This window comes from Micromonospora sp. CA-240977 (genome assembly GCF_050942285.1).
Taxonomy (GTDB): domain Bacteria; phylum Actinomycetota; class Actinomycetes; order Mycobacteriales; family Micromonosporaceae; genus Micromonospora.
The window spans coordinates 6837614-6862828 of record NZ_CP192055.1 but is presented as its reverse complement, the minus strand read 5'-3'; the positions used below and the strand labels follow the sequence as shown (position 1 = coordinate 6862828).

Here is a 25215-nt window from a genome sequence, read left to right as displayed (position 1 = left end):
ACCGCCCTGGGAAGGCTATCCGATCACGGGGTCAGCGGTCAGGCTGACTCACCTTGCAGCGGGAAGCTCGCGATGCCCCGCCAGGACAGCGCGGCCACCAGCGCCTCGGCCTCGGCCTTCGGCACCTGGCGGCCACCGGCCAGCCAGAACTGCGCGGCCGTCTCCGCCGCGCCGACCAGCCCGGAGGCGAGCAGCTCGGCGTGCGCCCGGCTCACCCCGGTGTCCGAGATGATGGTGTCGGTGATCGCCGCGATGCAGCCCTGCTCGACCCGCTCCACCCGCTGTCGCACCGCCGGGTCGTTGCGCAGATCCGACTCGAAGACGAGCCGGAACGCCTCGCTCTCGTGGTCGACGAAGTCGAAGTACGCCCGCACCGACGCGCTGACCCGCTCCTTGTTGTCGCTGGTGCCGCGCATCGCGTCTTGCACCTGAGCGACGATGGCGTCACAGTGCGTGTCGAGCAACGCCAGGTAGAGATCCATCTTTCCGGGAAAGTGTTGGTAGAGCACCGGCTTGGAGACCCCGGCCCGCTCGGCGATGTCGTCCATCGCGGCGGCGTGGTAGCCCTGCGCGACGAACACCTCCTGCGCCGCAGCAAGAAGCTGCTTACGGCGCGCGGAGCGGGGCAGGCGGGTGGGCCGGCCAGCGGTCTGTGCACCGTTCCCCGCAGCGGTCATGGGATCCTCCGAGTTCTCCGTACGAGCCGGCATTTTCCCCCCAGACCGGGCGACGCCCGTGACCCCCGTCGTGGAAATGGCCCGCCGCTGTAACTTATCGCCACTCTCGGCACACGGTAGCCTCAGCGGGGGCGACCAAGGAGCGCGCGGTGAGTGAAACAGGGCAACCCGGAGCCGCCAACCCGGGGGAGCACGGTGACGGAGCGGGTCAGCACGACGACCCGGGCCGTTCCGTCAGCGGGTGGGCGCCCCCGGAGGGTGGGTGGCCCCGAGCCGCCGATCGCGAGGATGCCCGGGACGAGGCGCCCCGCTGGCAACCCGACCCCGCGGCCGGCTGGCGCACCTCGTCCAGCCGACACGGCGACCTGCCGGCGTCCCTGGCCGGGCTGCCGGGTGACCTCGATCCGCCGACCCGCGCCAACGGCCACCGCACCAATGGCGTGCACCACCCGGACGACACAAACGGCGTCCGCCGTCCCGATCTCGAACCACCCGCGGGCCGCCCCACACCGGTGAGCGCACCGCCGGGGCTGCCCGCCGAGGGCCGACCCGACGCGACCGGTGACCGGCTGGTGGTGCCCGCCCAACGCCCCGCCCCTCCGCTGGAGCAGGGCGCCGGCGAGCCCGACAAGGGCACCGCCGCACGCTCCACCGTCGACCCGGCCGCCGCGCACCGCGCTCGGTGGGCCGAGCCCGGCCTGCCCACCTCCGCGCCGCCGGCCGTCCAGGTGCCGCCCGTCGGCACCGCCGCGTCGGGCTTCGAGGTGCCGCCGGGCTTCCGCGCGCCGACCAGCGAACGGCTGGCCGCCGACGAACCGGCCGCGCCACGCGACTGGCGGGACCCCCTCCCACCCGAGCAGCCGGCGGCACCGGGCCGCCCACCGGGGCCGGCCGGACACGCCGACGCGGCCGAGCCGGGTCGCGCCGCGGACAACTCCCGGCCGGGCGACGCACACCGTGCCGGCGAGTCGCCGGCCATCGAACCGGACTGGTCGGGGCCGAACTGGAACCGCCCGAGCTCCGGCGCCGGGTGGGCTCCGCCCTGGTCCCGCCCCGACGACGAGCCGGCCGCTCCCGAGGCCCGGGACGAGCCCGCGCCGGGCTGGGTCGCCGAGCCCCACCAGCCGTACGAGCCGGTGCGTGCCGAGTTGCCCCGCCCCTACGAGCCGGTGCGCGCCGATCCGCCCCGCGGGTACGACGTCACCCGGAGCGAGTCCGGGTCCGAGGCCGCGCCGGTACGCCCCGGCGAGCAGAACACCCCGCCGCCGTCCGACCGCCCGTCCTGGGCCGCACCGCCCGTCATTCCGTCCCGGACTGTCGACGCGGACGCGTCCCCCACCAGTGGACCCCCGGTGTCGTCGCCGGGCACGACACCACCGATCGCCGAGCGCCCCTCCTGGGCCGGTGGTGCCACGCCGACCAGCGGTCCGCCGGCTGATCGCCCTTCCTGGGCTGGTGGTGCCACGCCGACCAGCGGTCCGCCGGCTGATCGCCCCTCCTGGGCCGGGTCCGGCGTACCCCGAATGGATCGTCCGTCCTGGGCCGGCGGGTCCGACCCCGGGCCCACCAGCCCGGCGCCGGTGCGGCCGTCGTGGGCCGGAGAAGCCGATCCGATGCCGACAAGCGCACCGCCGCTGCGGCCGTCCTGGGCCGGCGGCTCCGAGGCGGCGACCAGCGTCCCGCCGGTACGACCGTCCTGGGCCGGCGGGTCCGCCCCCGAGCCCACCAGCCCGACAGCAGCGCGGCCGTCCTGGGCTGGCGGGGTCGATCCGGCACCGACCAGCGCCCCGCCGACGCGGCCCTCCTGGGTCACCGCGCCGGCCGACCCGCCACCTCCGGCGCCGGCCGGGTCACCTCCCGCGCTGGCCGACGCGCCCCCGGCCCCGGCGGGCCCGCCTTTGGTGGCGGAGCGCCCCTCGTGGGCCGGCGGTTCGCCGACGGCGAGCAGTTCCCCGGCCGAGCGGCCGGACTGGTCCGAGGGCCGGATCCCCGCCGCCCCTGCCGAACGCCCGTCCTGGCCGGCCAGCCAGTCGACAGGCGCGACCGGCGGCGATGCGGGCGAGACGTCCGGCCTGCCACGGCCCGAGATCCGGCCGGCCGCACCCTTCCGGCTCCGACCGGCGACACCCGAGCCGCCCGGGCCGTCTCCCGTCGAGTCACCCGGGGCGACCGCCCCGCCGGCCGCCGACCCCACGTTGTCCTCCACCGGAGCGGTTCCGCCCTCCGCCACGAGCGGGTCCGGGCGCCGTGACCGGTCCGCAGCCGCTGCCACCCCGCCCTACGCGGCTCGCCGATCCGCCCCCGACCCGACGTCGTCGACCGAGCCGGCCGACAACGGCCGGCAACCAGACCCGAGGGCGGTGGTGCTGCCGCAGCGCGTCCCCGCGGAGCCGGACGTGCCCGTCGTGCCGGAGCCGCCAGCCGTGGAGCCACCCGCCGAAACCCCGGAGCTCGCCCGCATCGCCACCCACCTTCGCCGTGACGACGAACCAGCCCCACTGCGGGAGCGCCCCGAGGGGTTTGACGTCAACGCCATCCTGGACGCCGTTCGGGAGGTCGCCGGTGTCCGGGACGCGGCGCTGCGCCGTACCCCGGCGGGGGCGCACAGCCTGCGCCTGGACCTGGCCGACGGCGCCGACCCGGCCGAGGTGAGCCGACAGGTGGCCCGGCTCTTGCAGGACCGGATGGGGCTGGCCGCCGCCCCGCAGAACGTGCCCGGCCTGCCCAGCACGCCACCTCCGCCGGTCCGCCGACGTCTGGCCGAACCCCGTCCCGCCGAGCGGCGTACCGCGGAGCCGCCCGGCGTGGCCCCGCGTGATGGCGGTCCGGACAGCCGCGCCGGTGAGGTTCGGGCAGCCGAGCCGACCGCGCTCGGACGCCCGTCGGGCGGCCCGGTGGAAACCACCCCGGCAGGCGCGGAGCAGTGGACCGGCACGGACACCACGCGCCGCCGCCGGCCGAACGCGCCGCACCGGGGTCGCGCCACTGTCGAGGAGCCCGGATCGGTCTCGGCCGCGCCGGCCGGTGCCGCGACCGGCAGCCCGGCCACGCTCGGCACCTCGTATTCCGGTGGTCAGGTGACAACCACGGAGTCGGCGCCGTCCCGACCGCTGGACACCGGGGGAGTGCCGGGTCCGCGGGTGGTGATCGACCACGTGCAGGTGAGCACGTTCGGCCTGGACGCGAACGTGGAGGTCCGGCTGCTGGCCGAGGGTGACGGCGCCTCCGGTTACGCCACCGGGCCGGCGGTGGACGGCTACGTGCTGCGGCTCTGCGCGGTGGCGGCCGCCGCCGCGGTGGACGAGTTGCTGCGGGGCACCGACAACGCCGAGCGGGGGCGCTGCTTCGTCGAGCACGCGGCGGTGGTGCCGTTCGGTAACTGTGAGGTGGCCACCGTTGTGGTGCTGCTCGTCTGTGCGGGCTGGGTCGAGCAGCTCGCCGGCTCGGCTCTGGTCGCCGGTGATCCACGGCAGGCGGTGGTCCGGGCGACGCTGGCGGCGGTGAACCGCCGGCTGGAGGCGCTGCTGTCCTGAGTGGAACGGGGCAGACTGGAACAATGAAGCGCGCCACCCTCTGGCCCGACCATCTGCTCCCCGACCACCAGGTCCCGCCGCCCTGGCCGGGCCGGGAGGTCCGCCTCGACGGCCTGGTCACGTACGTGCGGGACACCCCGGCCACCGCCGCCGGCGCGGAACCGGCGCTGTACGTGCACGGGTTGGGCGGGTCGTCACAGAACTGGACCGACCTGGCCGGGCTGCTCGCCGACCGGCTGGATGGTCAGGCCATCGACCTGCCCGGCTTCGGTCGCAGTGAGCCGGGTCCCCGGTACACCATCCCGGCGTTCGCGGATCTGGTCGTCCGTTGGATCGAGCACTCCGGTCGGGGTCCGGTGCACCTGTTCGGCAACTCGCTGGGCGGCGCGGTGGCGGTGCAGGTCGCCGGGCTCCGGCCGGACCTGGTCCGTACCCTCACCCTGATCTCCCCGGCCCTGCCGTTTCTCGACTTCCGCCGCTCGTTGCAGGGTCGGATGCTGCCGGTGCTCGCCCTTCCGCGGGGTGAACGGCTGGTCGCCCGGCACCTCACCCAGCTCGCGCCCGAGGTGATGGCCCAGCAGGTGCTGGAGGCGTGCGTCGCCGATTTGAGCCGGATCTGCGACCAGCGTCGGGCCGAGGCGTTGGAGGAGATCCGGGTGCGTTACGAGGCGGAGCACTACGCCGCCGCGTACGTCCGGACGTTCCGCGGACTGGTCACCAGCTTCCTGCGGGCGTACCTGCCGGGGCCGGGGTCGCTGTGGCGGCTCGCCGAGGCGGTACGCGCACCGACCCTGGTGGTGGGTGGCCGTCAGGATCGCCTTGTCGACGTGCGGGTCGCTCCGCAGACCGCCCGGGTCATCCGGGACAGCCGGTTGATGATGCTCGACGGCGTCGGTCATGTGGCGCAGTTGGAGGTGCCCCGTCTGGTCGCCCGGGCGGTGGTCGGCCTGCTTGCCGAAACGGAGGAGACCGCCGGGCGGACCGATCTGGCAGGCTGACCTGGATGCCCAGCTCAGCCCACCTCCCCGTTCGCCGTCAGCGACGTCTCGCGCTGCTCGCCCAACTGGTGGCGGTGGTGTTGGCGGTCGGCGCGGCGGTGACCGTGATCGCCGAGGGGCCCGGTGGGCGTCCCATCGCCGAACGGTTGGCCGCCGACGAGGTCGTCTCGGTGCCGCCGCTGGTCGCCGCGCCGCTGCCGCCGTCGGTCGGCCCGTCCCCCTCCGCCGCCGTCGCGTCCAGCCCGTCCCCGTTGCTGCGGGCGCCCGGCGCGGTCCCGAGCGCCGGCACCGGGCGGTTCGGCTACGACGCCCGTTCCGGCCCGGTGCTGGGTCGCGCGGGGGAGTTGCGGCGTTACCGGGTCGCTGTGGAGTCGGGCAGCAACGAGGCCGCCGCGGACTTCGCGCAGGCGGTCCAGGTGGCGCTCGCCGGGCCGGGCAGCTGGGTCGACAGCGGCAGGCTGCGGCTGCAACAGGTGCCGGGGGACGCGCCTCGCGACTTCACCGTCTACCTGGCCACCGCCCGCACGGCGGGGCGGATGTGTGCCGACGGCGGGGTGGACATCCGGATCGGGGGTCGGCCGTACACCTCCTGTCGCGCGCCCGGCCAGGTGATCATCAACCTGGATCGGTGGCGGCTGTCCGTGCCGCACTTCGTCTCGGCTCGCGTGCCGCTGGAGGTCTACCGGACGTACGTGGTCAACCACGAGGTCGGTCACCAGCTCGGGCACCGGCACGAGCGGTGCCCGGGTGCGGGTCGGCCAGCGCCGGTGATGATGCAGCAGACGCTCTTCCTCAACGGGTGCCGGGTCAACCCGTGGCCGTACCTCGACGGGCGCCGCTACGCCGGCCCTGCCCTCTGAACGACAGCCGACCCGCCGACGCGTAGCCCACCACCAGGCGTGATGCCTGAATAAGGGCAAAAACGGAGAAATGCCGGAATAATCTGGCAGGCTCGACGTCATGACGCCGTCGTCCCCTTACGGCCCGCCCTCGCCGCCCGACCGGCCCGGCCGGTCGGCGTACGACGGCGCGCGTCCCACACTCGCCCGGATGAACCGGCGACGCCGCCGCGCCCTGCTGCTCGGCGGGGTCGTGCTCGTCCTCGCCGCCGGCATCGGCGTGACGCTCAACCGGGGCGGCGAGCCGCCAGCCGGCACTCCCGCCACCACCCAGGGCGAGATGGGCCGGGGCGGTGGGGCGGCCGCGCACCCGGCGCCCACCAGCTACCCCTCGGTCGGCGCCGGACGCTTCACCGCGGCCGACGGCGCGACGGCCGTGCACGGAACGGACGGGCCGCTGCGCCGTTACCGGGTCGTCGTCGAACGCGGCACCGGCCAGGACGCCGCAGCGTTCGCCGCCAAGGTGGACGAGGTGCTTACCGACGAGCGCAGTTGGATCGCCTCCGACGAGCTGCGGGTGCAGCGGGTGGCCGACGCCGGAGCTGCGGACTTCACCATCTACCTGGCCACCCCCGTCACGTCCGAGCGGATGTGCGCCGAGGGCGGACTGACCACCGAGCGCTACACCTCCTGCCGGATGCCCGGCCAGGTCATCATCAACCTGGCGCGCTGGATGGAGGCGGTCCCCGACTACGGTGCTCCGCTGGACACCTACCGCACCTATGTGATCAACCACGAGGTGGGTCACGAGTTCGGCGAGGAGCACGAGGCCTGCCCCGGCCCGGGGGAGCCCGCCCCGGTGATGCAGCAGCAGACGTACGGCCTGCACGGCTGTGTCGCGAACGCCTGGCCCTACCTCGACGGCCGCCGCTACGCGGGTGACATCATCCCCTGAGCGGCCGGGTCGTCGGTTATTCCCGCTCCCGTATCGCGGACCAGTGTCGTCCCTCATGGCCGAGCGGGGCTCCCGCGAGCGACAATGGCGCGGTTCACACCGCCGATCCCGGGGAGTCCACCGTGTCGTTGCCCCCGCTCGTCGAGCCCGCCGCCGAGCTGACCGTTGACGAGATCCGCCGCTACTCACGCCATCTGATCATCCCGGACGTCGGGGTGACCGGGCAGAAGCGGCTGAAGAACGCCCGGGTGCTCTGTGTCGGCGCTGGCGGCCTCGGGTCGCCCGCCCTCCTGTACCTCGCCGCGGCCGGGGTCGGCACGCTGGGCATCATCGACTTCGACACCGTCGACGAGTCCAACCTCCAGCGCCAGATCATCCACGGCGTGTCCGACATCGGCCGGTCCAAGGCCGAGTCCGCCGCCGCGTCGATCCGCGAGATCAACCCCCTGGTCCAGGTGGAGATCCACAACACCGCGCTGGACCGGGAGAACGTCCGGGAGATCTTCGCCCAGTACGACCTGATCGTCGACGGCACCGACAACTTCGCCACCCGTTACATGGTCAACGACGCGGCGGTGCTGCTCGGCAAGCCGTACGTCTGGGGCTCGATCTACCGCTTCGACGGCCAGGCGTCGGTGTTCTGGGCCGAGCACGGCCCCTGCTACCGCTGCCTCTACCCGGAGCCGCCGCCGCCCGGCATGGTCCCCTCCTGCGCCGAGGGTGGCGTGCTCGGTGTGCTCTGCGCGTCGATCGGCTCCATCCAGGTGAACGAGGCGATCAAGCTGCTCACCGGCATCGGTGAGCCCCTGGTCGGCCGCCTGATGGTCTACGACGCCCTGGAGATGGAATACCGCAAGATCAAGGTCCGGAAGGACCCGAACTGCGCGCTCTGCGGCGACAACCCGACGGTCACCGACCTGCTGGAAGACTACGAGGACTTCTGCGGCGCGGTCTCCGAGGAGGCCCAGGAGGCGACTGTCGACTCGACAATCACCGCGCTGGAGCTCAAGGAGTGGCAGGACGCCGGCAAGGACATCTTCCTTGTCGACGTACGGGAGCCCGCCGAGTACGAGATCGTCAGCATCCCGGGCGCCACCCTGATCCCCAAGGGCGACATCATCTCCGGCGAGGCGCTGGCGAAGCTCCCGCAGGACCGGCAGATCGTGCTGCACTGCAAGTCCGGCGTCCGCTCGGCGGAGGCGCTCGCCGCGCTCAAGGCGGCCGGTTTCCGCGACGCCGTGCACGTGCAGGGCGGCGTGCTCTCCTGGATCAAGCAGATCGACCCGTCGCTGCCCGCGTACTGACCGACCGCTCCCGGGGTGCTCCCACGTCCGCCGTTCCGGCCCGCTGGCAAATCGACGCAGATGACGCCGAGTAGCCCGCGGGCCGGAGCGACGCAGTCACTGTGGGCTGGCCGATTCTCCGAGGCGGCAGGACGTCTGCGCAGGTAGCGTCTCGGTCGTGGTCGACTTGGAAGCCGCGATCGGGTTCGTCGTGGCGCATGGGGATGCGGTGGAGCGCGCCCGTCTCTCCTGGCTCCGCAACGGCACAGCGGTTCCCGCCGAACTGCTGGAGGTCGCCGAGGTCGGCCAGTCACCCGACGGCGGTTGGCCGGCCACCTGGGGCGGCGGGGTCGCCTCGATCGATGCCACCTGCTTCCGGCTCGCCGAGCTGGACGACCTGGGTGCGCTCAGCCGTCCTGCCGCGCGCCGCGCACTTGACTGGTTGGCGTCCCGGCAGCAGGCCGACGGTGGTTGGGACGAGGACGCGTCGCTTGCCGACTCGGCTCCGGAGTGGGCCCGGCCCGGCGATCCGGAGGCGCAGTTCCTGCTGTCGGCCAACGCCGGCTTCTGGCTCACCGTCGCCGGTCTGGACGCCCGCGCCTCGGGTCCGCTCGACCATCGGGTCGGTGGGGCGTACGCCGGGGTGGTGCAGGCGGCGGCCCACTCGCTCGTCGCGCGGCTGCGGCCGGACGGCAGTTGGCCGTCGTTCCTCGCCGCCGGCTGGTTGAGCGCGGCGGTGCTGCACCGGCAGGAGATGTTCCAGGAGTCGGCGCGGATCCAGGTGGCGCTCGCCGAACGGATGCCGAAGATGTCCCCGGGTGACGTGGCGTGGCTGGCGGCCACGCTGCGTCGGGCTGGCGTCGACCCACAGGACTGGGTCATGGTGCGGGCGCTGCGCCGGCTGACCGAGACCCAGCGCAGCGACGGCGGTTGGGAAAGCGACGACGGCCACCAGTTCGACGTGCACACCACGCTGTCCGCGATCCGCGCCGCCCGGCCCGCGCCGCCCGGCCCGGCGGGCCAGCGGGCTCCGCTCACGCCGGCCGCGCCGACCGGCTGAGCCGCTCCTACCGCAGGTGCCCGTCCCCGGTGACGACGTACTTGGTGCTTGTCAGCTCGGGCAGGCCCATCGGGCCACGGGCGTGCAGCTTCTGGGTGGAGATGCCGATCTCCGCGCCGAAGCCGAACTCGCCGCCGTCGGTGAAGCGGGTCGACGCGTTCACCATCACCGCGGCCGAGTCCACCCGCGCGACGAATTCGCGGGCCGCGCTCGCCGAGTCGGTGAGGATCGCCTCCGTGTGCCCGGTGCCGTAGCGCCGGATGTGCCCGACGGCCGCGTCCAGCGAGTCGACAACCGCGACCGAGATGTCGGCGGACAGGTACTCGGTGGCGAAGTCCTCCTCGGTGGCCGGGACCACGGCGGCGGAGTACGCGGCCACCTCGGGGGAGCCGTGCACCGTCACCCCGGCCTCGGCGAAGGCGGCAAGCATCGGCGGCAGGAACGCGTCGGCGACGCCGGCGTGCACAAGCAGCGACTCGGCGGTGTTGCAGGTGGACAGGCGCTGCGTCTTGGCGTTCAACGTCACAGCGACGGCCCGCGACACGTCGGCAGCGGCGTCCACGTACACGTGGCAGTTACCCACCCCGGTCTCGATCACCGGCACCGTCGACTCCTCGACCACGGTGCGGATCAGGGACGCGCCACCGCGGGGGATGAGCACGTCGACGAGCCCTCGGGCGCGCATCAGCTCCTTGACCGAGTCGCGGGAGCTGGCGTCGAGCAGCTGCACCGCGTCGGCGGGCAGCCCGGCCTCGGCGACCGCGTCGCGCAGCACCGCGACAAGCGCGGCGTTGGAGTGCGCGGCCGACGACGACCCGCGCAGCAGCGCCGCGTTGCCGGACTTCAGGCAGATCCCGGCGGCGTCCACAGTCACGTTCGGTCGCGCCTCGTAGATGATGCCGACCACCCCGAACGGCACCCGGATCTGGCGCAGCTCCAGCCCGTTGGGCAGGGTGGAGCCGCGGACCACCTCACCGACCGGGTCGGGCAGCGCGGCCATCTGGCGCAGCGCGTCGGCGATGCCGACCACCCGGCCCGCGTCGAGCGCGAGCCGGTCCAGCACTGCCGCGCTCAGCCCGGCCTCCCGGCCGGCAGCCAGGTCCGTCTCGTTCGCGGCCAGGATCTCCGGGGTACGCGCCACCAGCGCGTCGGCCATCGCCACCAGCGCGGCGTCCTTGACCGTACGGGTGGCCGTGGCCAGGTCAGCGGCGGCGTCCCGCGCTCGACGTGCCTGCTCGACGACGCTCATGCCAGCACTCCTCACAGCAACACGAGGTCGTCGCGGTGGACGACCTCTCGTTCGTACGCCGGGCCGAGCGCCGCGGCGAGTTCGGACGTGGAGCGGCCGAGCAGCCCCGGCAGTTCCACCGCGTCGTAGTTGACAAGCCCGCGGGCGACCGACGCGCCGGCGGTGTCCACCAGGTCCACCGGGTCGCCAGCGGTGAAGGTGCCGTCCACGGCGGTGATGCCGGCGGGCAGCAGCGACTTGCGCCGCCCGACGACGGCGGCCACCGCGCCCGGGTCGAGGTGCAGTCGCCCCCGGGGCGACGTGGCGTGGGCCAGCCAGAACAGCCGGGCTGTCGGGCGTTGCCGTTGCGGATGGAACAGGGTGCCGACCGGGTCGCCGGCCAGGGCCGGCGCGGCCAGGTCGGCGGCGGTGAGCACCACCGGAATGCCGAAGCCGGTGGCGATCCGGGCGGCCTCGACCTTTGTCACCATGCCGCCGGTGCCGACGCCGGAGCGGCCAGCCCCGCCGATGGTGATCCCGGCGAGGTCCGCGTCGTCACGGACCTCCGCGATCCGGGTCGAGCGCGGATTGGTGGGGTCGCCGGTCCAGAGCGCGTCCACGTCGGAGAGGAGCACCAGCAGGTCGGCGTGGACCAGCGCGGCGACCAGGGCGGCCAGCCGGTCGTTGTCACCGAAGCGGATCTCCTGGGTGGCGACCGTGTCGTTCTCGTTGACGATCGGCACTGCCCCCAGGTCGAGCAGCTTACGCAGCGTCCGGTACGCGTTGCGGTAGTGCGCCCGTCGGGTCACGTCGTCGACGGTGAGCAGCACCTGCCCGACGGTGCGGCCGTGCCGGGCGAAGCTCGTCGCGTACCGGCCGATCAGGAGGCCCTGCCCGACGCTGGCGGCGGCCTGCTGGGTGGCCAGGTCGCGCGGGCGTCGGGGCAGCCCGAGCGGGGCGAGGCCGGCGGCGATCGCGCCGGAGGAGACAAGCACCACCTCGCGTCCCTCGCTGGTCAGCCGGCCGAGGGTGTCGACGAGCGTGTCGACGCGCTCGTCGGCCAGCCCGCCGGTCGCGGTGGTCAACGAGGAAGATCCGATCTTGACGACGACTCGCCGGGCCGCCGTGACTGCGTCGCGCACCCGCCCATTCTGCGTGGTCACGGCCGCACCGCCCGGCGACGTTCCCATATGGTGGCGGATTGTGACTCCTGACGAGTACGTCGAGGCGGTGCTCGACCTGGTCGAGCGGATCCCGGCGGGCCGGGTGATGTCGTACGGCGGGATCGCCGATGCGCTCGCCGAGCGTTCGGGTCGTGCCTCGGCGCGGCTGGTGGGCAGCATCATGGCCCGACACGGCGGCTCGGTGCCGTGGCATCGGGTGGTCACGGCGGCTGGCCGGTTGCCGCCGGGGCATGAGCGGGAGGCGCGGTCCCGGCTGCGCGCCGAGGGGGCGCCGCTGCGCGGCGAGGGCGTTGACATGGCGGCGGCCGGTTGGTCTCCGGACGCGGAAGGCTGACCGGCGCGGCACGTGCGGACGATGCCGCCGGCCCGGCCGGCGGGGCGGTGCCCCGTCCCGGCGGGGGACGGGGCACCGCGAGGTGGTTCAGAAACGGATCGGAGAGTCCACCCCGTTGTCGTCCTTCTTCAGGTCGGGCCACCAGCGGTCCTGGGCGTCGCAGTGGACGACGAAGAACCGCTGAACCTGCGCGTCGGGTCTCGGCGTGCCCGGCACCAGCTGGACGAACGTGTACCGGCGCGACTCACCGGCCGGCACCCCGGGCAACAGGCACGTCGGGTTGTCCGCCTGGGGCGGGGGGTTCGGGTCGCACCGGGACCAGTCCCCGCCCGCCCGCTCGCCCACCTCGATGCCGTGGAACGCGACCTGGGGCGCGTCGACCGGGCCGGCGTTGGTGACAGTGAAGACCGTGGTGAGGGTGCGTCGGGTGTCCGCACCGGCGACGTCGGTCAGCTGGTGGGTCATGCTCAGCCTCAGGTCGGTGAGCCGGGGATCCCTGCCGAACGCCGTGGGACCGTCGGTCTGGCTGAACCGCTCGCCGTCCCACCGGTACGTCCGCACCTGCTCCCGCCGCAGGTAGCTCGGTGTCCCGCAGCAGGGTTGGATGTCCGCCACCCGCACCTCGACCGACCCGGACCGGTTGACCTCGGTCGCGCGGATGTCGTCGAACCCGTCACCGGTCCGGACCACCCGGCCCAGCGTCACGATCCGGCCCTCGCGGTCCCGGTCGAAGGCCACCACCTGCTTCGCCGACGCCTCGCCGTACCGGCAGGAGACGACGGCGACGGTCTCGACGGCGCCGTCGCCGTCGAGGTCGCCGTACCGAAACGCGTTCTCCGCCAGCTCCGACACGTAGGTGTTGTCCGTGTTGGTCCGGAGCCGAACCTTGGCGGTGGCGCAGCCGCCCTCCATCTCGCCCGGCTGCCAGTTCGGCAGGTCCACCCGTGTGGCGAGTAGTTGCGCCCTACTGATCCGCCCGTCCGGGGCGGTGGGGGCGGTGTTCGGCGACGCCGATCCGGTCGGTGGCGGCGTCGGCGGCGCCGACGGTGCCGGGGGCGTCGGTGTGACGGACTCCGCCGGCACCGGCGGGGTCCGGTCGTCGTTGTTGAGCGCGGCGTTGGCGACCACGGGGGCCACCACCAGCACGACGGCCGCCGCGGCCACGGCGACCGCGGCCATCCGCCGCCGTCGGCGCAGCAGCTGTCGGGCCTGGTCGGGACCGGGACCGGCGACGTGGCTGATCACGTCATTGCGGTACGCGCCGAGCCGCTGGCGCAGTCGCGGATCGAGGTCAGACATCGCACACCCCCTCGGTGTTCTCGTCGAGCAGCCCGGCCAGGGCTGTCCGGCCGCGGTGCAACCAGGACTTCACGGTGCCCTCGGCCACCCCTTCCTGGGCGGCGATCTGGCTGACCGACAGGTCGGCCAGGTAGTGCAGGATGACCGCGCGGCGGTGGTTGGCGGGCAGTTGGGCCAGCGCCGCGTCGATGGCGACCCGGTCGGGTGTCGGGCCGGGCACCTCGGCCTCGGTGCGCCGTTGCCGCAGCAGGTGGTTGCGGGCGGTACGCAGGCGTCGCCAGCGGCTGCGGGCCAGGTTCCAGGCGACCTGGCGGACCCAGGCCACCGGGTCGTCGTAGCGGACCAGGCGGTCCCAGCGGGCCAGCGCCCGGTAGAACGCCTCCTGGGCCAGGTCCTGGGCATGGCCCAGATCTCCGGTGTACGCACACAGTTGGGCTGTCACGCTGCCGAAGTGCGCGTGGTAGAAGTCGTCGAAGGTGATCGTCTCCTCGACCACCGCACCGGCCGTCCGTGCCGCCGGTGGCTCGTTGGCGCGGGCCCCCATCGTCGCTGTCACTGCCCCTCCCCCGTCACCGCCGGGCTGGTGTGCCGTCGGCGCAGGTAACACCCCGAGACTGGGGAGGTGGTTGCGGGCTCCGCTGCCGGTAACCCGACTGATCCGCCTGTCCGGGACGGGCCGCCAGGTTGATCACCGGATGAGGGGATGTGGCCTCCGACACAACGTGAGTAATATTCGGCCCCATGAAAACGCCGCCGGGCGCCGGCTCGCTGCCTCGACGGGTGCACGCAGGCTACGCGCTCGGCTCCCTGGCGACCGGTGCGTTCGGCACCGTGCCCGGTCTGCTGCTGCTGCCGTACCTGACCGACACGCTGGGCGTGGCGGCCGGACTTGCCGCCCTGCTGGTGCTGCTGCCGAAGGCCTGGGACGTGCTGGTCAACCCGGTCGCCGGGCGGATCTCCGACCGCACCCGGTCGCGCTGGGGCGCCCGCCGGCCGTACCTGCTCATCGGTGGCCTCGCGCTCGCCGTCCTGTTCGCGTCGATCTTCGCCGCGCCGTTCGGCAACGGGTCGGCCGCCGCCGCGTACGTGGCGTTCGCCTTCCTCGCCACCGCCACCGCGTTCGCCTTCTTCCAGGTGCCGTACGTGGCGATGCCGGCGGAGTTGACCGACGACTACGCCGAGCGCACCCGGTTGATGACCTGGCGGATCGCGGTGCTGGCGTTGGCCATCCTGGTCTCCGGCGCTGTCGCTCCACTCGTGGTGAGCGCCGGCGGCGACGGTGTGGCCGGGCACCGGTGGATGGGCCTGTTCGTGGCGGCGCTGATCGCCCTCGGCGCCCTCGGGGCATTCCTCGGCACCCGGTCCGCGCCGACCGGCACGGTGAGCGGGAGCGAGCCGACACTGCGGGCCCAACTCGCCGTGGCCGCCGCCAACCGCCCCTTCCGGGCGCTGCTCATCTGTTTCGTCGTGCAGTCCGCCGGGGTGGCGACGATCCTGGCCGGGGTCAACTACTTCGCGGCGCAGATCCTGCGCGACGACACGAGCGGGCCCACCCTGCTCTTCGTCTGCTTCGTCGGGCCGGCGCTGTTGGTGATGCCGATCTGGTCCCGGGTCGGTGCCCGCCTCGGCAAGCGGACCGCGCTTGTCGCCGCTTCGCTGATCCTCGCCGTCGGGGCGCTCGCCCTGGTCGCCGCGTCGGCGCTTCCGACGGTCGCCGTCTACCTGGTGGTCGCGGTGATCGGCGTCGGGTACGCCGGGCAGCAGGTCTTCGCGCTGGCGATGCTGCCGGACTGCATCGCGTACGACACCAGGCGCACCGGTCGGCGACAGGCGGGTGTCTTCACCGGCCTGTGGACGGCCGGGGAGACTCTCGGTCTGGCGCTGGGCCCGGGGATCTACGGCCTGGTGCTCCAGCTCTCCGGCTACGTGTCCTCGGACACCGGCTCGGCAGCCGTCCAGTCGGACTCGGCCCGGCTGGGCGTCCTCCTCGGCTTCACGCTGATCCCGGCCCTGTTGATCGCCCCGCCGATCCTCCTGCTTCGCCAGTACACCCTCACCCCCGGCGACTTGATCCCCGAGCCGCGGGACGCTCCGGGCGGTCCGGGAGTTGTGCTCGGGGACGAACGCCGTTGACAGTCACGAGAAGGGCACCAGCACTTGATGATCGACGAGAGCACTGTCGAGGGCCGGGTCGCGTTGCCTCTCGGGGTCGCGGCTGAGGTTGCGCTCGACGAGGTTCGGCAGTTGCGCGCCGGCGACCGGCCGACGCACGGCGGGCAGTTGTTCGCGTACGTCTACGACCCCGCGGTACCGGGCCTGGACGAGCTGACTGCCGCCGCGCACCGGGAGAGCGCGCACGTCAACGGGCTGGACCCGACCGCGTTCCCGTCCCTGCTGGCCATGGAGAACGCCCTGGTGGGCGCCGCCGGCCGGGTGCTCGGCGCCGGTCCGGGCACCACCGCCCCGGACGTGGTCGGCAGCGTCACCAGTGGCGGCACCGAGTCGCTGATCCTCGCCGTCAAGACGGCCCGGGACGCGCACCCGGAGATCGCCGCGCCCCGGATCGTGGTGCCGTCGACGGCGCACGCCGCGTTCGCCAAGGCGGCGCACTACCTGCGGGTGGCGCTGGACGTGGTGCCGGTGTCCCCGGACACCCTGCGTCCCGACCCGGCCGCGATGGCCGCCGCGATCCGCCCGGAGACGGTGCTCGTCGCCTGCTCCGCGCCGTCGTACGCGCACGGGGTGGTGGACCCGGTCGCGGAGATCGCGGCGGTGGCGGCCGACGCCGGGGTGCGCTGCCACGTGGACGCCTGCTTCGGCGGCTGGACCCTGCCCTACCTGCGCCGCCTCGGTGAGCCGGTGCCGGCGTTCGACTTCGCGGTACCCGGGGTCACCTCCATCTCGGTGGACCTGCACAAGTACGCGTACGCGCCGAAGGGGGTGTCGGTGCTGCTGCACCGGGACGCGGCGCTGCGCGCCCCGCAGTACTTCGCGTACGCGGACTGGCCCGGCTACACGATGATCAACCCGGTGATCGCGTCCACCCGCTCGGGCGGGCCGATCGCCGCCGCGTACGCCACTGTGCGGCACCTCGGCGACGACGGTTACCTGCGGCTCGCCGAGGTCACCCGGGACGCGGTCGCCGGTCTGACCGACGCGGTCCGCGCCGTCGACGGGTTGCGGCTGATGGTTGAGCCGGAGTCGACGGTGGTGTGCTTCACCGCCACCGAGGGCGGCCCCGACCTGTTCGTCCTTGTCGACGAGCTGACCGCGCGTGGCTGGCACACCCAGCCCCAACTGTCGTACGCGGGGCTGCCGGCGAGTGTGCACCTCACGGTGACCGCCTCGGTCGCGCCCCGGGTCGCCGAGTTCGGGCCGGACCTGGTCGATGCGGTGGCCGCCGCCCGGACAGCCGGTCCGGTCGCCCTCCCGCCCGAGCTGGTGGCGCTGGCGACGTCGTTGACCCCGGACGCCCTCACGCCCGAACTCGTCGCCGGACTCGCCGCCGGGCTCGGACTCGCCGCCGGTGGTACGCCGGACCGGCTGGCGGTGGTGAACACCCTGCTCGACGCCGCCCCGCCGGCGTTGCGCGAACGACTGCTCGTGGAGTTCGTCGGACTGCTGCAACGTCCCACCTGGTGACGCCGCCCGGTCCGGTCCGCCGTCCGGCGACGGCGGACCGGACCGACCGGTTCAGCGGTAGGTGATCGAGACTGTGTTGTCCACGTCGTAGACCTCCTCGACGAAGTCGAAGTTGGCGTCCATCGCCCGGACGTCCACGTCGGCCTTGCCGGTGCCGACTGTGCTGCCCGCCGGAACCCGAAAGCCCAATGTCAGTCGGGTCTCCGCGCCGGCTTCGAGCTGGTTCAGGTCGCACGTCACCGGCTCCCGGGTCGTCTCCGGGTCGTTTCGGCACACCGCCCAGCCGCTGCCGTCCGGGCGGACCTCCGCCGGCAGGCCCAGCCGCAGCGCCACGTAGGCGACCGGTCCGGCCCCGTTGCGAACGCGCACGGTGACCGTGCCGACCTTGGCGCCGTCCGCAGCGTCGGTGAGCACCAGATTCGTGGCGGTGACGACAAGGTTGACGTTGTGCCGGTTCGGACCGAAGCTCGTCGGCCCGGAGACCTGGGCGAAGGCGTCGCCCTTCCAGCGGTAGCCCCGCCACTGCTTCTGTGACCAGTCGGCGGACCAGCCGCCCCCGGGAGCGATGTCACCCACCTGCACGCGAACCGTGCCGTCGCCCACCACGTCGAGGGCGAACAGCCACTGCGGCTTGTCGATCGTCGTCGCCACCACACGGCCGAGCGTGACCACCTTCCCCCGCTCGTCCCTGTCGAAGGCGACCACCTGCATGGGACCGCGGGTGCCGAGCACGCACTGCACCAGCGCCACCGTCTCCACCGCCCCGTCCCCGTCGACGTCGCCGTGGTCGAGCGCCACGAGCCAGTTGACCCCCTCGCGGTCGTCGCCGCTGATCCGCACGGCCGACGTCGGGCAGCCGGGCCCGGCCCGCCACGCCGGCAGGGTCACCGATGCGCCGAGCAACTGGGCCCGGCTGATCCGGCCGTCAGGCACTGCGGAGCCGGGGCCGCCACCTGTCACGGAGGGGCTGGGAGCCGGGCTCGTCGATCCGTCCGGCGCGGGCGACACCGACAAGCTCGGCGTCGGGTCGACCGGACGTGGCCCGTGGTCCGGGCCGTTCATCGTCGCGTACCCGATGGCGGACCCGCCGAACAGCGCGAGCACCGTCGTGGCGGTGGCCCCCCACCGGCGTCGGTTGCGGACCCGCACCGTCCGCCGGACGGCGGCGGGGCCGGGCACCTCGACCTTCTCCAGCACGGTACGGCGGTAGTTGGCAAATTCGTCGGCGAGGCCGAGGGTCTCCTGCTCAGACATCCCGCACCTCCTCGTTGGTGTCCCGCAGATGGGTCGCGAGGGCCGTCCGGCCCCGGTGCAGCCAGGACTTGACGGTGCCCTCGGCAACCCGCTCCTCGGCGGCGATCTCGGCGACCGACAGATCGGCGAGGTAGTGCAGAACGACCGCCCGGCGCTGCTTCGGCGGCAACTTCGCCAACGCGACGTCGAGGGCGACCCGGTCGGGGCTCGGCCCGGCGACGTGGGCCTCCCGCTGCCGCAGCAGCCACGACTGGGCGGTCCGCAGCCGCCGCCAGCGGTTGTGTCCGAGGTTCCAGGCGACCTTGCGGACCCAGGCCAACGGATCCTCGTACCCGGCGAGCCGGTCCCAGCGGGCGTACGCCCGGCAGAACGCCTCCTGGACCAGGTCCTGCGCCTGCCCACGGTCACCCGTGTACGCGGTCAACTGCACCACCAGCCCGCGGTAGTGGGCGTGGTAGAAGTCGTCGAAGACCAGTTCGCTGGCCGCCCGGGTGGAGTTGCCCGGGGGGTCCGGCGGTCGCCCACCCACCCGCACGTCTCTCGTCACAACCACTCGCCCTCCCCCTGGTGGCCGCTGGCGGCACGTTCGCCAGCATCAGTCACACCGGCGGAACCACCGGAAGGTTGCGCGTCGTTCATCGTCGATTCATTGTCGGGTCCGGGACAGTCGGCGGGGCGCCCGGGCCGCTCACCGCCGGACCGCGTCGACGCTGCCTGTGATTCACTGTCGGTGAGGAGAGGGGGCGCTCGTGCAGCTACCGGCAGTGCTCGGCGAGCCGATCCGGTTCGTGCTGAACTGGGGCCGCCGCTACTCGCTCTGGGTGTTCAACTTCGGCCTGGCCTGCTGCGCCATCGAGTTCATCGCCACCAGCATGGGTCGGCACGACTTCATCCGGCTCGGCGTGATCCCGTTCGCCCACGGTCCCCGACAGGCCGACCTGATGGTGGTGTCCGGCACGGTGACCGACAAGATGGCGCCGGCGATCAAGCGGCTCTACGACCAGATGCCCGAACCGAAGTACGTCATCTCGTTCGGCGCCTGCTCCAACTGCGGCGGCCCCTACTGGGACTCGTACTCGGTGACCAAGGGAGTCGACCAGCTCATCCCGGTCGACGTCTACGTGCCCGGCTGCCCACCCCGGCCGGAGGCGCTGCTGCACGGCATCCTGCGCCTCCAGGAGAAGATCGCCGCCGAGCAGTCCGGCGTCGGCGGCGTGCCGCAACGGGACCTGCTGGCCGCCCCGCTGGACGCCCCACCCCGCGAAGCCGCCGCCCCGCGCTCCGTCGACTCGCTCACCGCCGCGCCGGTACGCCCACCCGCCACGAACTGACGTACGGGTGGCCAGGCAGGGCTAGCCTGCGCATCATGACCAGCTCCACAGACCAGCGGTCCACCCACATCGTCGACGTGCTCACCGAGGAGTTCGGCGCGTCGATGGCGATCGACCCGGCCGCCTTCCGCCGCAAGTTCCGCAAGATGGCCGCGTCTCCGTTCGCCTTCTACCGGGGCAGCGCCGCGCTGTTCTACGCCGACCAGCGCGGCGACTTCGCCGACGACCGGTTCCTCGACGAGCGGACCAGCCGGGTGTGGATCCACGGTGACCTGCACGCCGAGAACTTCGGCACCTACATGAACGCGTCCGGGCAACTCGTGTTCAACGTCAACGACTTCGACGAGGCGTACGTCGGTCCGTTCACCTGGGATCTGCGCCGGCTCGCGGCCAGCGTGGCGCTGCTCGGCTACGGCAAGGCGCTCTCCGACACGTCGATCGGCGATCTGGTCGCCGGCTTCGCCCGGTCGTATCTGACGGAGCTGCGGGCCATCGCCGCCGGCGGCGACGACGCGATCGGCTCGATCACCCTGGAGAACGCCGACGGGGTGCTGCGACGGGTGCTCCAGCAGGCCCGACTCAACACCCGCGTGGACCTGCTCGCCACGCAGACCACCATCGACAACTACGAGCGGCGGTTCTCCATCGGTGACGGGGTCTTCGAGGTCGACGGCACCACCCGGGACCGGGTACGCGCCGCCTTCCAGGACTACCTGGGCACCCTGCCGACCGCCTCGGCGCAGCTCCGGCCGGTGGCGGCGCGGATCAAGGACGTGGTGCTGCGCAAGGGCGTGGGCATCGGGTCCGCCGGGCTGCCGTCGTACAACCTGCTGCTGGAGGGTCACACCCAGGCCCTGGAGAACGACGTCGTCATCTACATGAAGCAGGCGCAGGTGCCGGCCGTGGCGCGGTACGTCACCGACGAGTCGGTCCGCGGCTACTTCCAGCACCAGGGGCACCGGACCGCCGAGTCACAGCGGGCGTTGCAGGCGCACGCCGACCCGTGGCTGGGCTTCACCGAGCTGGACGGGGCCGGTCAGCTCGTCGCCGAGGTCTCCCCGTACGCCGCGGACCTGGACTGGTCGGACGTGAACGAGCCGGAGGAGTTGACCGGGGTGCTCGTCGACCTGGGCCGGGCGGTGGCCCGGATGCACTCGGTCGCCGACGACGAGTCCAGTCACGACCTGGTGGACTACTCCACCGAGGAGGCGATCGTGGCAGCGGTGGACGCCGACGAGGCGGGCTTCGTCGCCCACCTTGTGGATTTCGCGCACGCGTACGGGGTGCGCGCCCGGCAGGACCACCAGCTCTTCGTCGACCTGTTCCGCAACGGCCGGCTGCCGGGCATCTGAGCGGGCGGGGCCGCGCTCAGGAGGCGAACTCCAGCACCACCTTGATGTCGTCCGGCCCGGGGGTGTACGCGTCGGCGTACCTGTTCGCCGGCACCCGACGGGTGACAAGCGACTCCAACCAGACCTGGTCCGCGCGGGCCAACGCCTGCGCGGCCATGTTCCAGTGCCGCCGGTTGGCGTTCACCGAGCCGAAGACGACGTTGTTCTCCAGCACCAACGCCCGGTTGAGGGCGCCGGCGTCGAAGTCGATGCTCCGACCACCGCTGGACACCCCGGCCAGGCAGACGATCCCGGTCGGGCCCGCCTTGCACATGACGTCGAGGACCACAGTGGGCGCGCCGGTGCACTCGATCACCACGTCCGGTTCGAAGGGCAGGTCGTTGACCGGCACCGCGTGGTAGGTGGCGCCGAGCCCACGGACCAGTTCCGGCTTCGGCCCGTCGGTGGCCCGGTCCAGCACGTGGACGGAGAGCCCGCGCTGGGTGCCGAGCAGAGCGGCAAGCAGCCCGATCGGCCCGGCCCCGGTGACGAGGACGGTCTGCGGCTGCCACTCGGCCCGGTGCCCGATCCGCTCGATGTGGTCCCAGGCCTTCGCCACCACGCTCGTCGGTTCCAACAGCACACCGACCTGGGCCAGCGCCGGATCGAGCCGGACCGCGAACCGGGGCTCGATCCGCCAGCGGTCGCGGGCGAACCCGGGTAGCGCCTTGATGCCGTGTTCGGTGTACAGACCGTTGCGGCACATGTCCCACTCGCCGACCGCGCAGTTGGGGCAGGGCACGGGGTCGGGATGCCGGACGATCCCGGCCACCAGGTCACCGGGTTGCATGGTGCCGCTGGCGTCCTCGATCACCCGGCCCAGCGACTCGTGCCCGATGACCAGGCGGTCCGCACCCGGCGGCGCCTCGCCGTACTCCCCGGCGATGATCTCGTGATCCGTGCCGCAGATCCCGACCGCCAGCGCCTCGACAAGCACCGAGCCTTCCTCGGCAGCCGGCTCCGGCTGATCCTCGACGAGGCTCAGTGAGTTGGCTACTCCGGGTTTCACAGTCACAGCGCGCACGTCCTCATCTTTCCCCGCCGAGGGCCGCACCGCTCCCAAAGCCGGCAGATCACCGGGCCTCGGCGGCGGCCAGGCGCGGACCCGACCGGCACTAGGATCAGCGGCATGACTCCCGAAGAGGTCGGCGCTCGGCTGGTCGCGCTGCTCGCGCCGGTTGCGGCGACCCCGTCGGTCTCCGGTGGGCAACGGTTCGCCCGGGCCACCGTGGACGTCCCAGCGGACAGCTGGCTGACCGCTGTCCGGGCCGCCCGCGACGACGACACGTTGGCCTGCGACTTCTTCGACTGGCTCTCCGCCGTCGACGAGTTGACCGACGGCTTCGACGTGGTGGCGCACCTCTGGTCGACGCGGCTGCGACACGGTGTGCTGCTGCGTACCCGGCTGCCGCGCGACGCGGCCACGGTCGCCTCGGTGGTCGAGGTCTACCCGGGCGCCGCCTGGCACGAGCGGGAGACGCACGAGATGTTCGGCATCGACTTCGCCGGCCACGGTGACCTGTTGCCGCTGCTGCTGCCGCCGGAGTTCGAGGGCCACCCGCTCCGTAAGGAGTTCGTGCTCGCGTCCCGGGTGGCGAAGCCCTGGCCGGGCGCGAAGGAGCCGGGCGAGTCCGAGGCGGGTGGTGGACGGCGGCCGATCCGCCCGCCGGGCGTTCCCGCTCCGGGCGAGTGGGGGACCACGCCCACCCCGGCCGGCGCCGGTGGGGTGGGGGAGGGTCCGCGAGGCGGTACCCCGGCCCGCCCGTCCGGTGAGCGTCCGGCGCGGCCCGCGCCGGGGACCCGTCCGGCGCGTACTCCCCGGTCTGCCGCGGGTGACGCCGGCCCGGCCGCGCCCGCGCGACCCACGCCCGCCGCCGATCCGGCCGCGCCCGCGCGAACCGCGCCCACTGACGGCCCGGCCGCGCCCGCCGGCGGGCCGGGCTCAGCCGACCAGCCGGGGTCGGGCCCGGTCGCGGACCCGCCGGCCCGCGACGGCCGCACCGACGACGACGGGGGTACGACCTGATGCCGCTCTGGGTGGAGCTGGTGCTGCGGGTGGGTGGCGTGCTTGTCGCGTTCCTCACCCTGCCGCTGCTGGTCGGCCAGGCCGAGCACAAGGTGATGGCGCACATGCAGGGCCGGCTCGGTCCGATGTACGCGGGCGGCTTCCACGGCTGGGCCCAGTTGGTCGCGGACGGGGTCAAGTTCGTGCAGAAGGAGGACGTGACCCCCCGCGAGGCGGACCGGGCGGTGTTCCGGCTGGCCCCGGCGGTGGCCCTGGTGCCCTACCTGCTGGTGCTGCTCGTCATTCCGCTCGGCCCGAACGACCTGGTCGGGCAACCGTTGGACATCGGCTTGTTCTTCGTGCTGGCCGTGGTCGGTGTCGGGGTCGTGGCGGTACTCATGTCGGCGTGGGCGTCGGCCAACAAGTACAGCCTGCTCGGTGGGCTGCGGGGGGCCGCCCAGTTGCTCGGTTACGAGCTACCGCTGGTGCTGGCCGCCGCCTCGGTGGCGATGGCGGCGGGCACGCTCAGCCTCTCCGGCATCGTCGAGGCGTGGCAGCCGTGGTGGCTGCTCTGGCAGGCACCCGCGATGATCGTCTTCTTCGTCGCCGGGCTGGCCGAGATCCGCCGGCCACCGTTCGACATGCCGGTGGCGGACTCCGAGCTGGTCTTCGGCTACATGACCGAATACACCGGTCTGCGTTTCGCGTTCTTCCTGCTCGCCGAGTACGTCGGCATCGTGGTGATCGCCGCGCTGACCACTGTGCTGTTCCTCGGTGGGTGGCAGGGCCCGTTCGCCGACGATCAACTGGGCTGGCTCTGGACGCTGCTCAAGATCTTCGCGGTGTCCTTCGTGATCATCTGGCTCCGGGTGTCCTACCCCCGGCTACGTGAGGACCAGCTCCAACGTCTCTGCTGGCTGGTGCTGGTGCCGGCATCCCTCGCGCAACTGGTCCTCACGGCAGCCGTCCGCGTCGCCCTGTAGGGCGAGCACGACCGCGCATCGCGCGGCGAGCGCGCCCATGATCGCGCTCGATCCTGGTTGTAGTGGCCTCGGCGATCCGGGAGGCCCCGGAAACCAGGATCGAGCACGATCTTGCGACGACTGGGCCCCGCTCAGCTCAGCGGGGTGTGCGTCAGGTCGACGGGCTCGGCCGGCGGCGGGGGCGGGGTGCCGTCGCCGAAGGGGCGGCCACCCAGGGCCTCCCGACCGTGCGGGGTGACCCAGTTGGACAGGTCGGGGCCGAGTGGCACGATCCCGGTCGGGTTGATGTCGCGGTGCACCTCGTAGTAGTGCCGCTTGATGTGGTCGAAATCGATTGTGTCGCCGAAGCCGGGGGTCTGGAACAGGTCCCGGGCGTACCCCCACAGCACCGGCATCTCGCTCAGCTTCTGCCGGTTGCACTTGAAGTGGCCGTGGTAGACCGGGTCGAAGCGGACCAGCGTGGTGAACAGCCGCACGTCGGCCTCGGTGATGGTGTCGCCGACCAGGAAGCGCTGGTCGGTCAGCCGCTCGGTCAACCAGTCCAGCCGGTCGAAGAGCCGGTGGTACGCCTTGTCGTACGCCTCCTGGCTGCCGGCGAACCCGCACCGGTAGACGCCGTTGTTGACGTCCCGGAAGACCACGTCGTTCACCTCGTCGATCTGCGCCCGCAGATGCTCGGGATAGAGCTGCGGGGCGCCGGGGCGGTGGTACGCGCGCCACTGGGTGGACAGGTCGAGGCTCATCTGCGCGTAGTCGTTCGTCACCACCTGCCCGGTCGGCACGTCGACGATCGCCGGGACGGTGATGCCGCGCTCGTAGCCGGGGAAGCGCTTGAAGTACGCCTCCTGGATGCGCTCGATGCCGAGCACCGGGTCCCGCCCGCCCGGGTCGAGGTCGAAGGTCCAGCTCCGGGCGTCGTGGGTCGGCCCGGCCACCGCCATCGAGATGGCGTCCTCCAGGCCGAGGAGTCGCCGCACGATGATCAGTCGGTTGGCCCACGGGCAGGCCCGACTGACCGCCAGCCGGTACCGGCCGGGCTCCACCGGGTACCCGTCGCGCCCGTCCTCGGTGATCCGGGTGGCGATGTACCGCTGGTCGCGGGTGAACTCGCCACCCGGCTCGACGTACTTCCCGCCTGTTTCCTCGCCCACGTCATCCTCCGGTCTGTTGCCACCTGCTCCCCATCCTTACCGATCTCCGAGCTGTCGACGCGGTGAGC

The 25215-nt window shown here is 73.1% G+C and carries 20 protein-coding genes and 2 pseudogenes; 13 read left to right on the top strand and 9 right to left on the bottom strand.

The genetic code is table 11. The features are described from left to right. Window positions 1-38 precede the first annotated feature (38 nt). Window positions 39-677, bottom strand: a complete 639-nt coding sequence (locus ACQPWW_RS31210; protein WP_030489514.1) for a TetR/AcrR family transcriptional regulator — start codon at window positions 675-677, stop codon at window positions 39-41. Between the two features lie 1877 nt (window positions 678-2554). Between ACQPWW_RS31210 and ACQPWW_RS31205 the strand changes: the two are divergent. From ACQPWW_RS31205 to ACQPWW_RS31180, 6 genes and pseudogenes are all read left to right on the top strand, one after another. Next, a pseudogene (locus ACQPWW_RS31205) lies at window positions 2555-4210 on the top strand (hypothetical protein); the annotation flags it as partial. 23 nt (window positions 4211-4233) lie between these two features. Continuing rightward, window positions 4234-5208 (top strand): alpha/beta fold hydrolase, encoded by a 975-nt coding sequence (locus ACQPWW_RS31200; protein ID WP_433127407.1) that lies wholly within the window; start codon window positions 4234-4236, stop codon window positions 5206-5208. 5 nt (window positions 5209-5213) lie between these two features. Continuing rightward, window positions 5214-6068: a DUF3152 domain-containing protein gene (locus ACQPWW_RS31195; protein ID WP_433127406.1), complete on the top strand. Its 855-nt coding sequence runs from the start codon at window positions 5214-5216 to the stop codon at window positions 6066-6068. 190 nt (window positions 6069-6258) lie between these two features. Further along, window positions 6259-7002, top strand: a complete 744-nt coding sequence (locus ACQPWW_RS31190) for a DUF3152 domain-containing protein (protein WP_433127405.1) — start codon at window positions 6259-6261, stop codon at window positions 7000-7002. Between the two features lie 122 nt (window positions 7003-7124). After that, a complete protein-coding gene (gene moeZ / locus ACQPWW_RS31185) occupies window positions 7125-8306 on the top strand; it encodes an adenylyltransferase/sulfurtransferase MoeZ (protein ID WP_433127404.1) in 1182 nt (393 codons plus the stop codon). A gap of 157 nt (window positions 8307-8463) precedes the next feature. Then, window positions 8464-9345, top strand: coding sequence for a prenyltransferase/squalene oxidase repeat-containing protein (locus ACQPWW_RS31180; protein ID WP_433127403.1), 882 nt, complete (start codon window positions 8464-8466; stop codon window positions 9343-9345). A 7-nt stretch (window positions 9346-9352) separates the two neighbouring features. Here the strand turns inward: ACQPWW_RS31180 and ACQPWW_RS31175 are convergent, their stop codons facing one another. Next, window positions 9353-10594 (bottom strand): glutamate-5-semialdehyde dehydrogenase, encoded by a 1242-nt coding sequence (locus tag ACQPWW_RS31175; RefSeq protein ID WP_433127402.1) that lies wholly within the window; start codon window positions 10592-10594, stop codon window positions 9353-9355. A gap of 11 nt (window positions 10595-10605) precedes the next feature. Continuing rightward, on the bottom strand, window positions 10606-11763 hold the full coding sequence (gene proB, locus ACQPWW_RS31170; RefSeq protein ID WP_433127401.1) for a glutamate 5-kinase: 1158 nt from the start codon (window positions 11761-11763) through the stop codon (window positions 10606-10608). A gap of 13 nt (window positions 11764-11776) precedes the next feature. Between proB and ACQPWW_RS31165 the strand changes: the two genes are divergently transcribed. Then, window positions 11777-12091, top strand: a complete 315-nt coding sequence (locus tag ACQPWW_RS31165; RefSeq protein ID WP_433127400.1) for an MGMT family protein — start codon at window positions 11777-11779, stop codon at window positions 12089-12091. 87 nt (window positions 12092-12178) lie between these two features. Here ACQPWW_RS31165 and ACQPWW_RS31160 read toward each other — a convergent pair whose 3' ends face one another. After that, window positions 12179-13390, bottom strand: a complete 1212-nt coding sequence (locus ACQPWW_RS31160; protein WP_433127399.1) for a hypothetical protein — start codon at window positions 13388-13390, stop codon at window positions 12179-12181. After that, the gene (locus ACQPWW_RS31155) at window positions 13383-13946 is read right to left on the bottom strand and encodes a SigE family RNA polymerase sigma factor (RefSeq protein ID WP_433127398.1); all 564 of its coding nucleotides are present in this window, start codon (window positions 13944-13946) and stop codon (window positions 13383-13385) included. The genes ACQPWW_RS31160 and ACQPWW_RS31155 overlap by 8 nt, the downstream gene beginning before the upstream one ends. 185 nt (window positions 13947-14131) lie before the next feature. On the opposite strand from ACQPWW_RS31155, the gene ACQPWW_RS31150 reads away from it, so the two are divergent. Together ACQPWW_RS31150 and ACQPWW_RS31145 are read left to right on the top strand one after the other, a co-directional pair. Then, window positions 14132-15523 carry an MFS transporter gene (locus ACQPWW_RS31150; protein WP_433127397.1) on the top strand — a complete coding sequence of 464 codons (1392 nt, stop codon included), beginning with the start codon at window positions 14132-14134 and terminating at the stop codon, window positions 15521-15523. A 27-nt stretch (window positions 15524-15550) separates the two neighbouring features. Continuing rightward, window positions 15551-17032 (top strand): pyridoxal phosphate-dependent decarboxylase family protein, encoded by a 1482-nt coding sequence (locus ACQPWW_RS31145; protein ID WP_433127396.1) that lies wholly within the window; start codon window positions 15551-15553, stop codon window positions 17030-17032. Window positions 17033-17083: 51 nt separating this feature from the next. Here the strand turns inward: ACQPWW_RS31145 and ACQPWW_RS31140 are convergent, their stop codons facing one another. After that, window positions 17084-18286, bottom strand: a complete 1203-nt coding sequence (locus ACQPWW_RS31140) for a hypothetical protein (RefSeq protein WP_433127395.1) — start codon at window positions 18284-18286, stop codon at window positions 17084-17086. Beyond that, window positions 18279-18839 carry an RNA polymerase sigma factor gene (locus ACQPWW_RS31135; RefSeq protein WP_433127394.1) on the bottom strand — a complete coding sequence of 187 codons (561 nt, stop codon included), beginning with the start codon at window positions 18837-18839 and terminating at the stop codon, window positions 18279-18281. Before ACQPWW_RS31135 ends, ACQPWW_RS31140 begins: the two co-directional genes overlap by 8 nt. Window positions 18840-19035: 196 nt before the next feature. On the opposite strand from ACQPWW_RS31135, the gene ACQPWW_RS31130 reads away from it, so the two are divergent. Together ACQPWW_RS31130 and ACQPWW_RS31125 are read left to right on the top strand one after the other, a co-directional pair. Further along, window positions 19036-19617, top strand: coding sequence for an NADH-quinone oxidoreductase subunit B (locus ACQPWW_RS31130; protein ID WP_433127393.1), 582 nt, complete (start codon window positions 19036-19038; stop codon window positions 19615-19617). Between the two features lie 35 nt (window positions 19618-19652). Beyond that, the gene (locus ACQPWW_RS31125) at window positions 19653-20969 is read left to right on the top strand and encodes a DUF2252 domain-containing protein (protein WP_433127392.1); all 1317 of its coding nucleotides are present in this window, start codon (window positions 19653-19655) and stop codon (window positions 20967-20969) included. Window positions 20970-20985: 16 nt separating this feature from the next. On the opposite strand, the gene ACQPWW_RS31120 is transcribed toward ACQPWW_RS31125, so the two are convergent. After that, window positions 20986-22032 carry a glucose 1-dehydrogenase gene (locus ACQPWW_RS31120; RefSeq protein ID WP_433127391.1) on the bottom strand — a complete coding sequence of 349 codons (1047 nt, stop codon included), beginning with the start codon at window positions 22030-22032 and terminating at the stop codon, window positions 20986-20988. 105 nt (window positions 22033-22137) lie between these two features. Between ACQPWW_RS31120 and ACQPWW_RS31115 the strand changes: the two are divergent. Continuing rightward, window positions 22138-22734, top strand: a pseudogene (locus tag ACQPWW_RS31115) (NADH-quinone oxidoreductase subunit C); the annotation flags it as partial. A 299-nt stretch (window positions 22735-23033) separates the two neighbouring features. Further along, window positions 23034-23996, top strand: coding sequence for a complex I subunit 1/NuoH family protein (locus ACQPWW_RS31110; RefSeq protein ID WP_357807644.1), 963 nt, complete (start codon window positions 23034-23036; stop codon window positions 23994-23996). A gap of 131 nt (window positions 23997-24127) precedes the next feature. Here the strand turns inward: ACQPWW_RS31110 and ACQPWW_RS31105 are convergent, their stop codons facing one another. Next, window positions 24128-25147 carry a glutathione S-transferase family protein gene (locus tag ACQPWW_RS31105; protein ID WP_433127390.1) on the bottom strand — a complete coding sequence of 340 codons (1020 nt, stop codon included), beginning with the start codon at window positions 25145-25147 and terminating at the stop codon, window positions 24128-24130. Window positions 25148-25215: the final 68 nt, after the last annotated feature.

Coding starts and splice junctions, on each gene's coding strand:
- ACQPWW_RS31175 (WP_433127402.1), bottom strand. CDS start 10,594: ATGAGCGTCGTCGAGCAGGCACGTCGAGCGCGGGACGCCGCCGCTGAC.
- ACQPWW_RS31150 (WP_433127397.1), top strand. CDS start 14,132: ATGAAAACGCCGCCGGGCGCCGGCTCGCTGCCTCGACGGGTGCACGCA.
- ACQPWW_RS31200 (WP_433127407.1), top strand. CDS start 4,234: ATGAAGCGCGCCACCCTCTGGCCCGACCATCTGCTCCCCGACCACCAG.
- ACQPWW_RS31110 (WP_357807644.1), top strand. CDS start 23,034: ATGCCGCTCTGGGTGGAGCTGGTGCTGCGGGTGGGTGGCGTGCTTGTC.
- ACQPWW_RS31125 (WP_433127392.1), top strand. CDS start 19,653: ATGACCAGCTCCACAGACCAGCGGTCCACCCACATCGTCGACGTGCTC.
- proB (WP_433127401.1), bottom strand. CDS start 11,763: ATGGGAACGTCGCCGGGCGGTGCGGCCGTGACCACGCAGAATGGGCGG.
- ACQPWW_RS31190 (WP_433127405.1), top strand. CDS start 6,259: ATGAACCGGCGACGCCGCCGCGCCCTGCTGCTCGGCGGGGTCGTGCTC.
- ACQPWW_RS31195 (WP_433127406.1), top strand. CDS start 5,214: ATGCCCAGCTCAGCCCACCTCCCCGTTCGCCGTCAGCGACGTCTCGCG.
- ACQPWW_RS31160 (WP_433127399.1), bottom strand. CDS start 13,390: ATGTCTGACCTCGATCCGCGACTGCGCCAGCGGCTCGGCGCGTACCGC.
- ACQPWW_RS31145 (WP_433127396.1), top strand. CDS start 15,551: ATGATCGACGAGAGCACTGTCGAGGGCCGGGTCGCGTTGCCTCTCGGG.
- ACQPWW_RS31210 (WP_030489514.1), bottom strand. CDS start 677: ATGACCGCTGCGGGGAACGGTGCACAGACCGCTGGCCGGCCCACCCGC.
- ACQPWW_RS31140 (WP_433127395.1), bottom strand. CDS start 18,286: ATGTCTGAGCAGGAGACCCTCGGCCTCGCCGACGAATTTGCCAACTAC.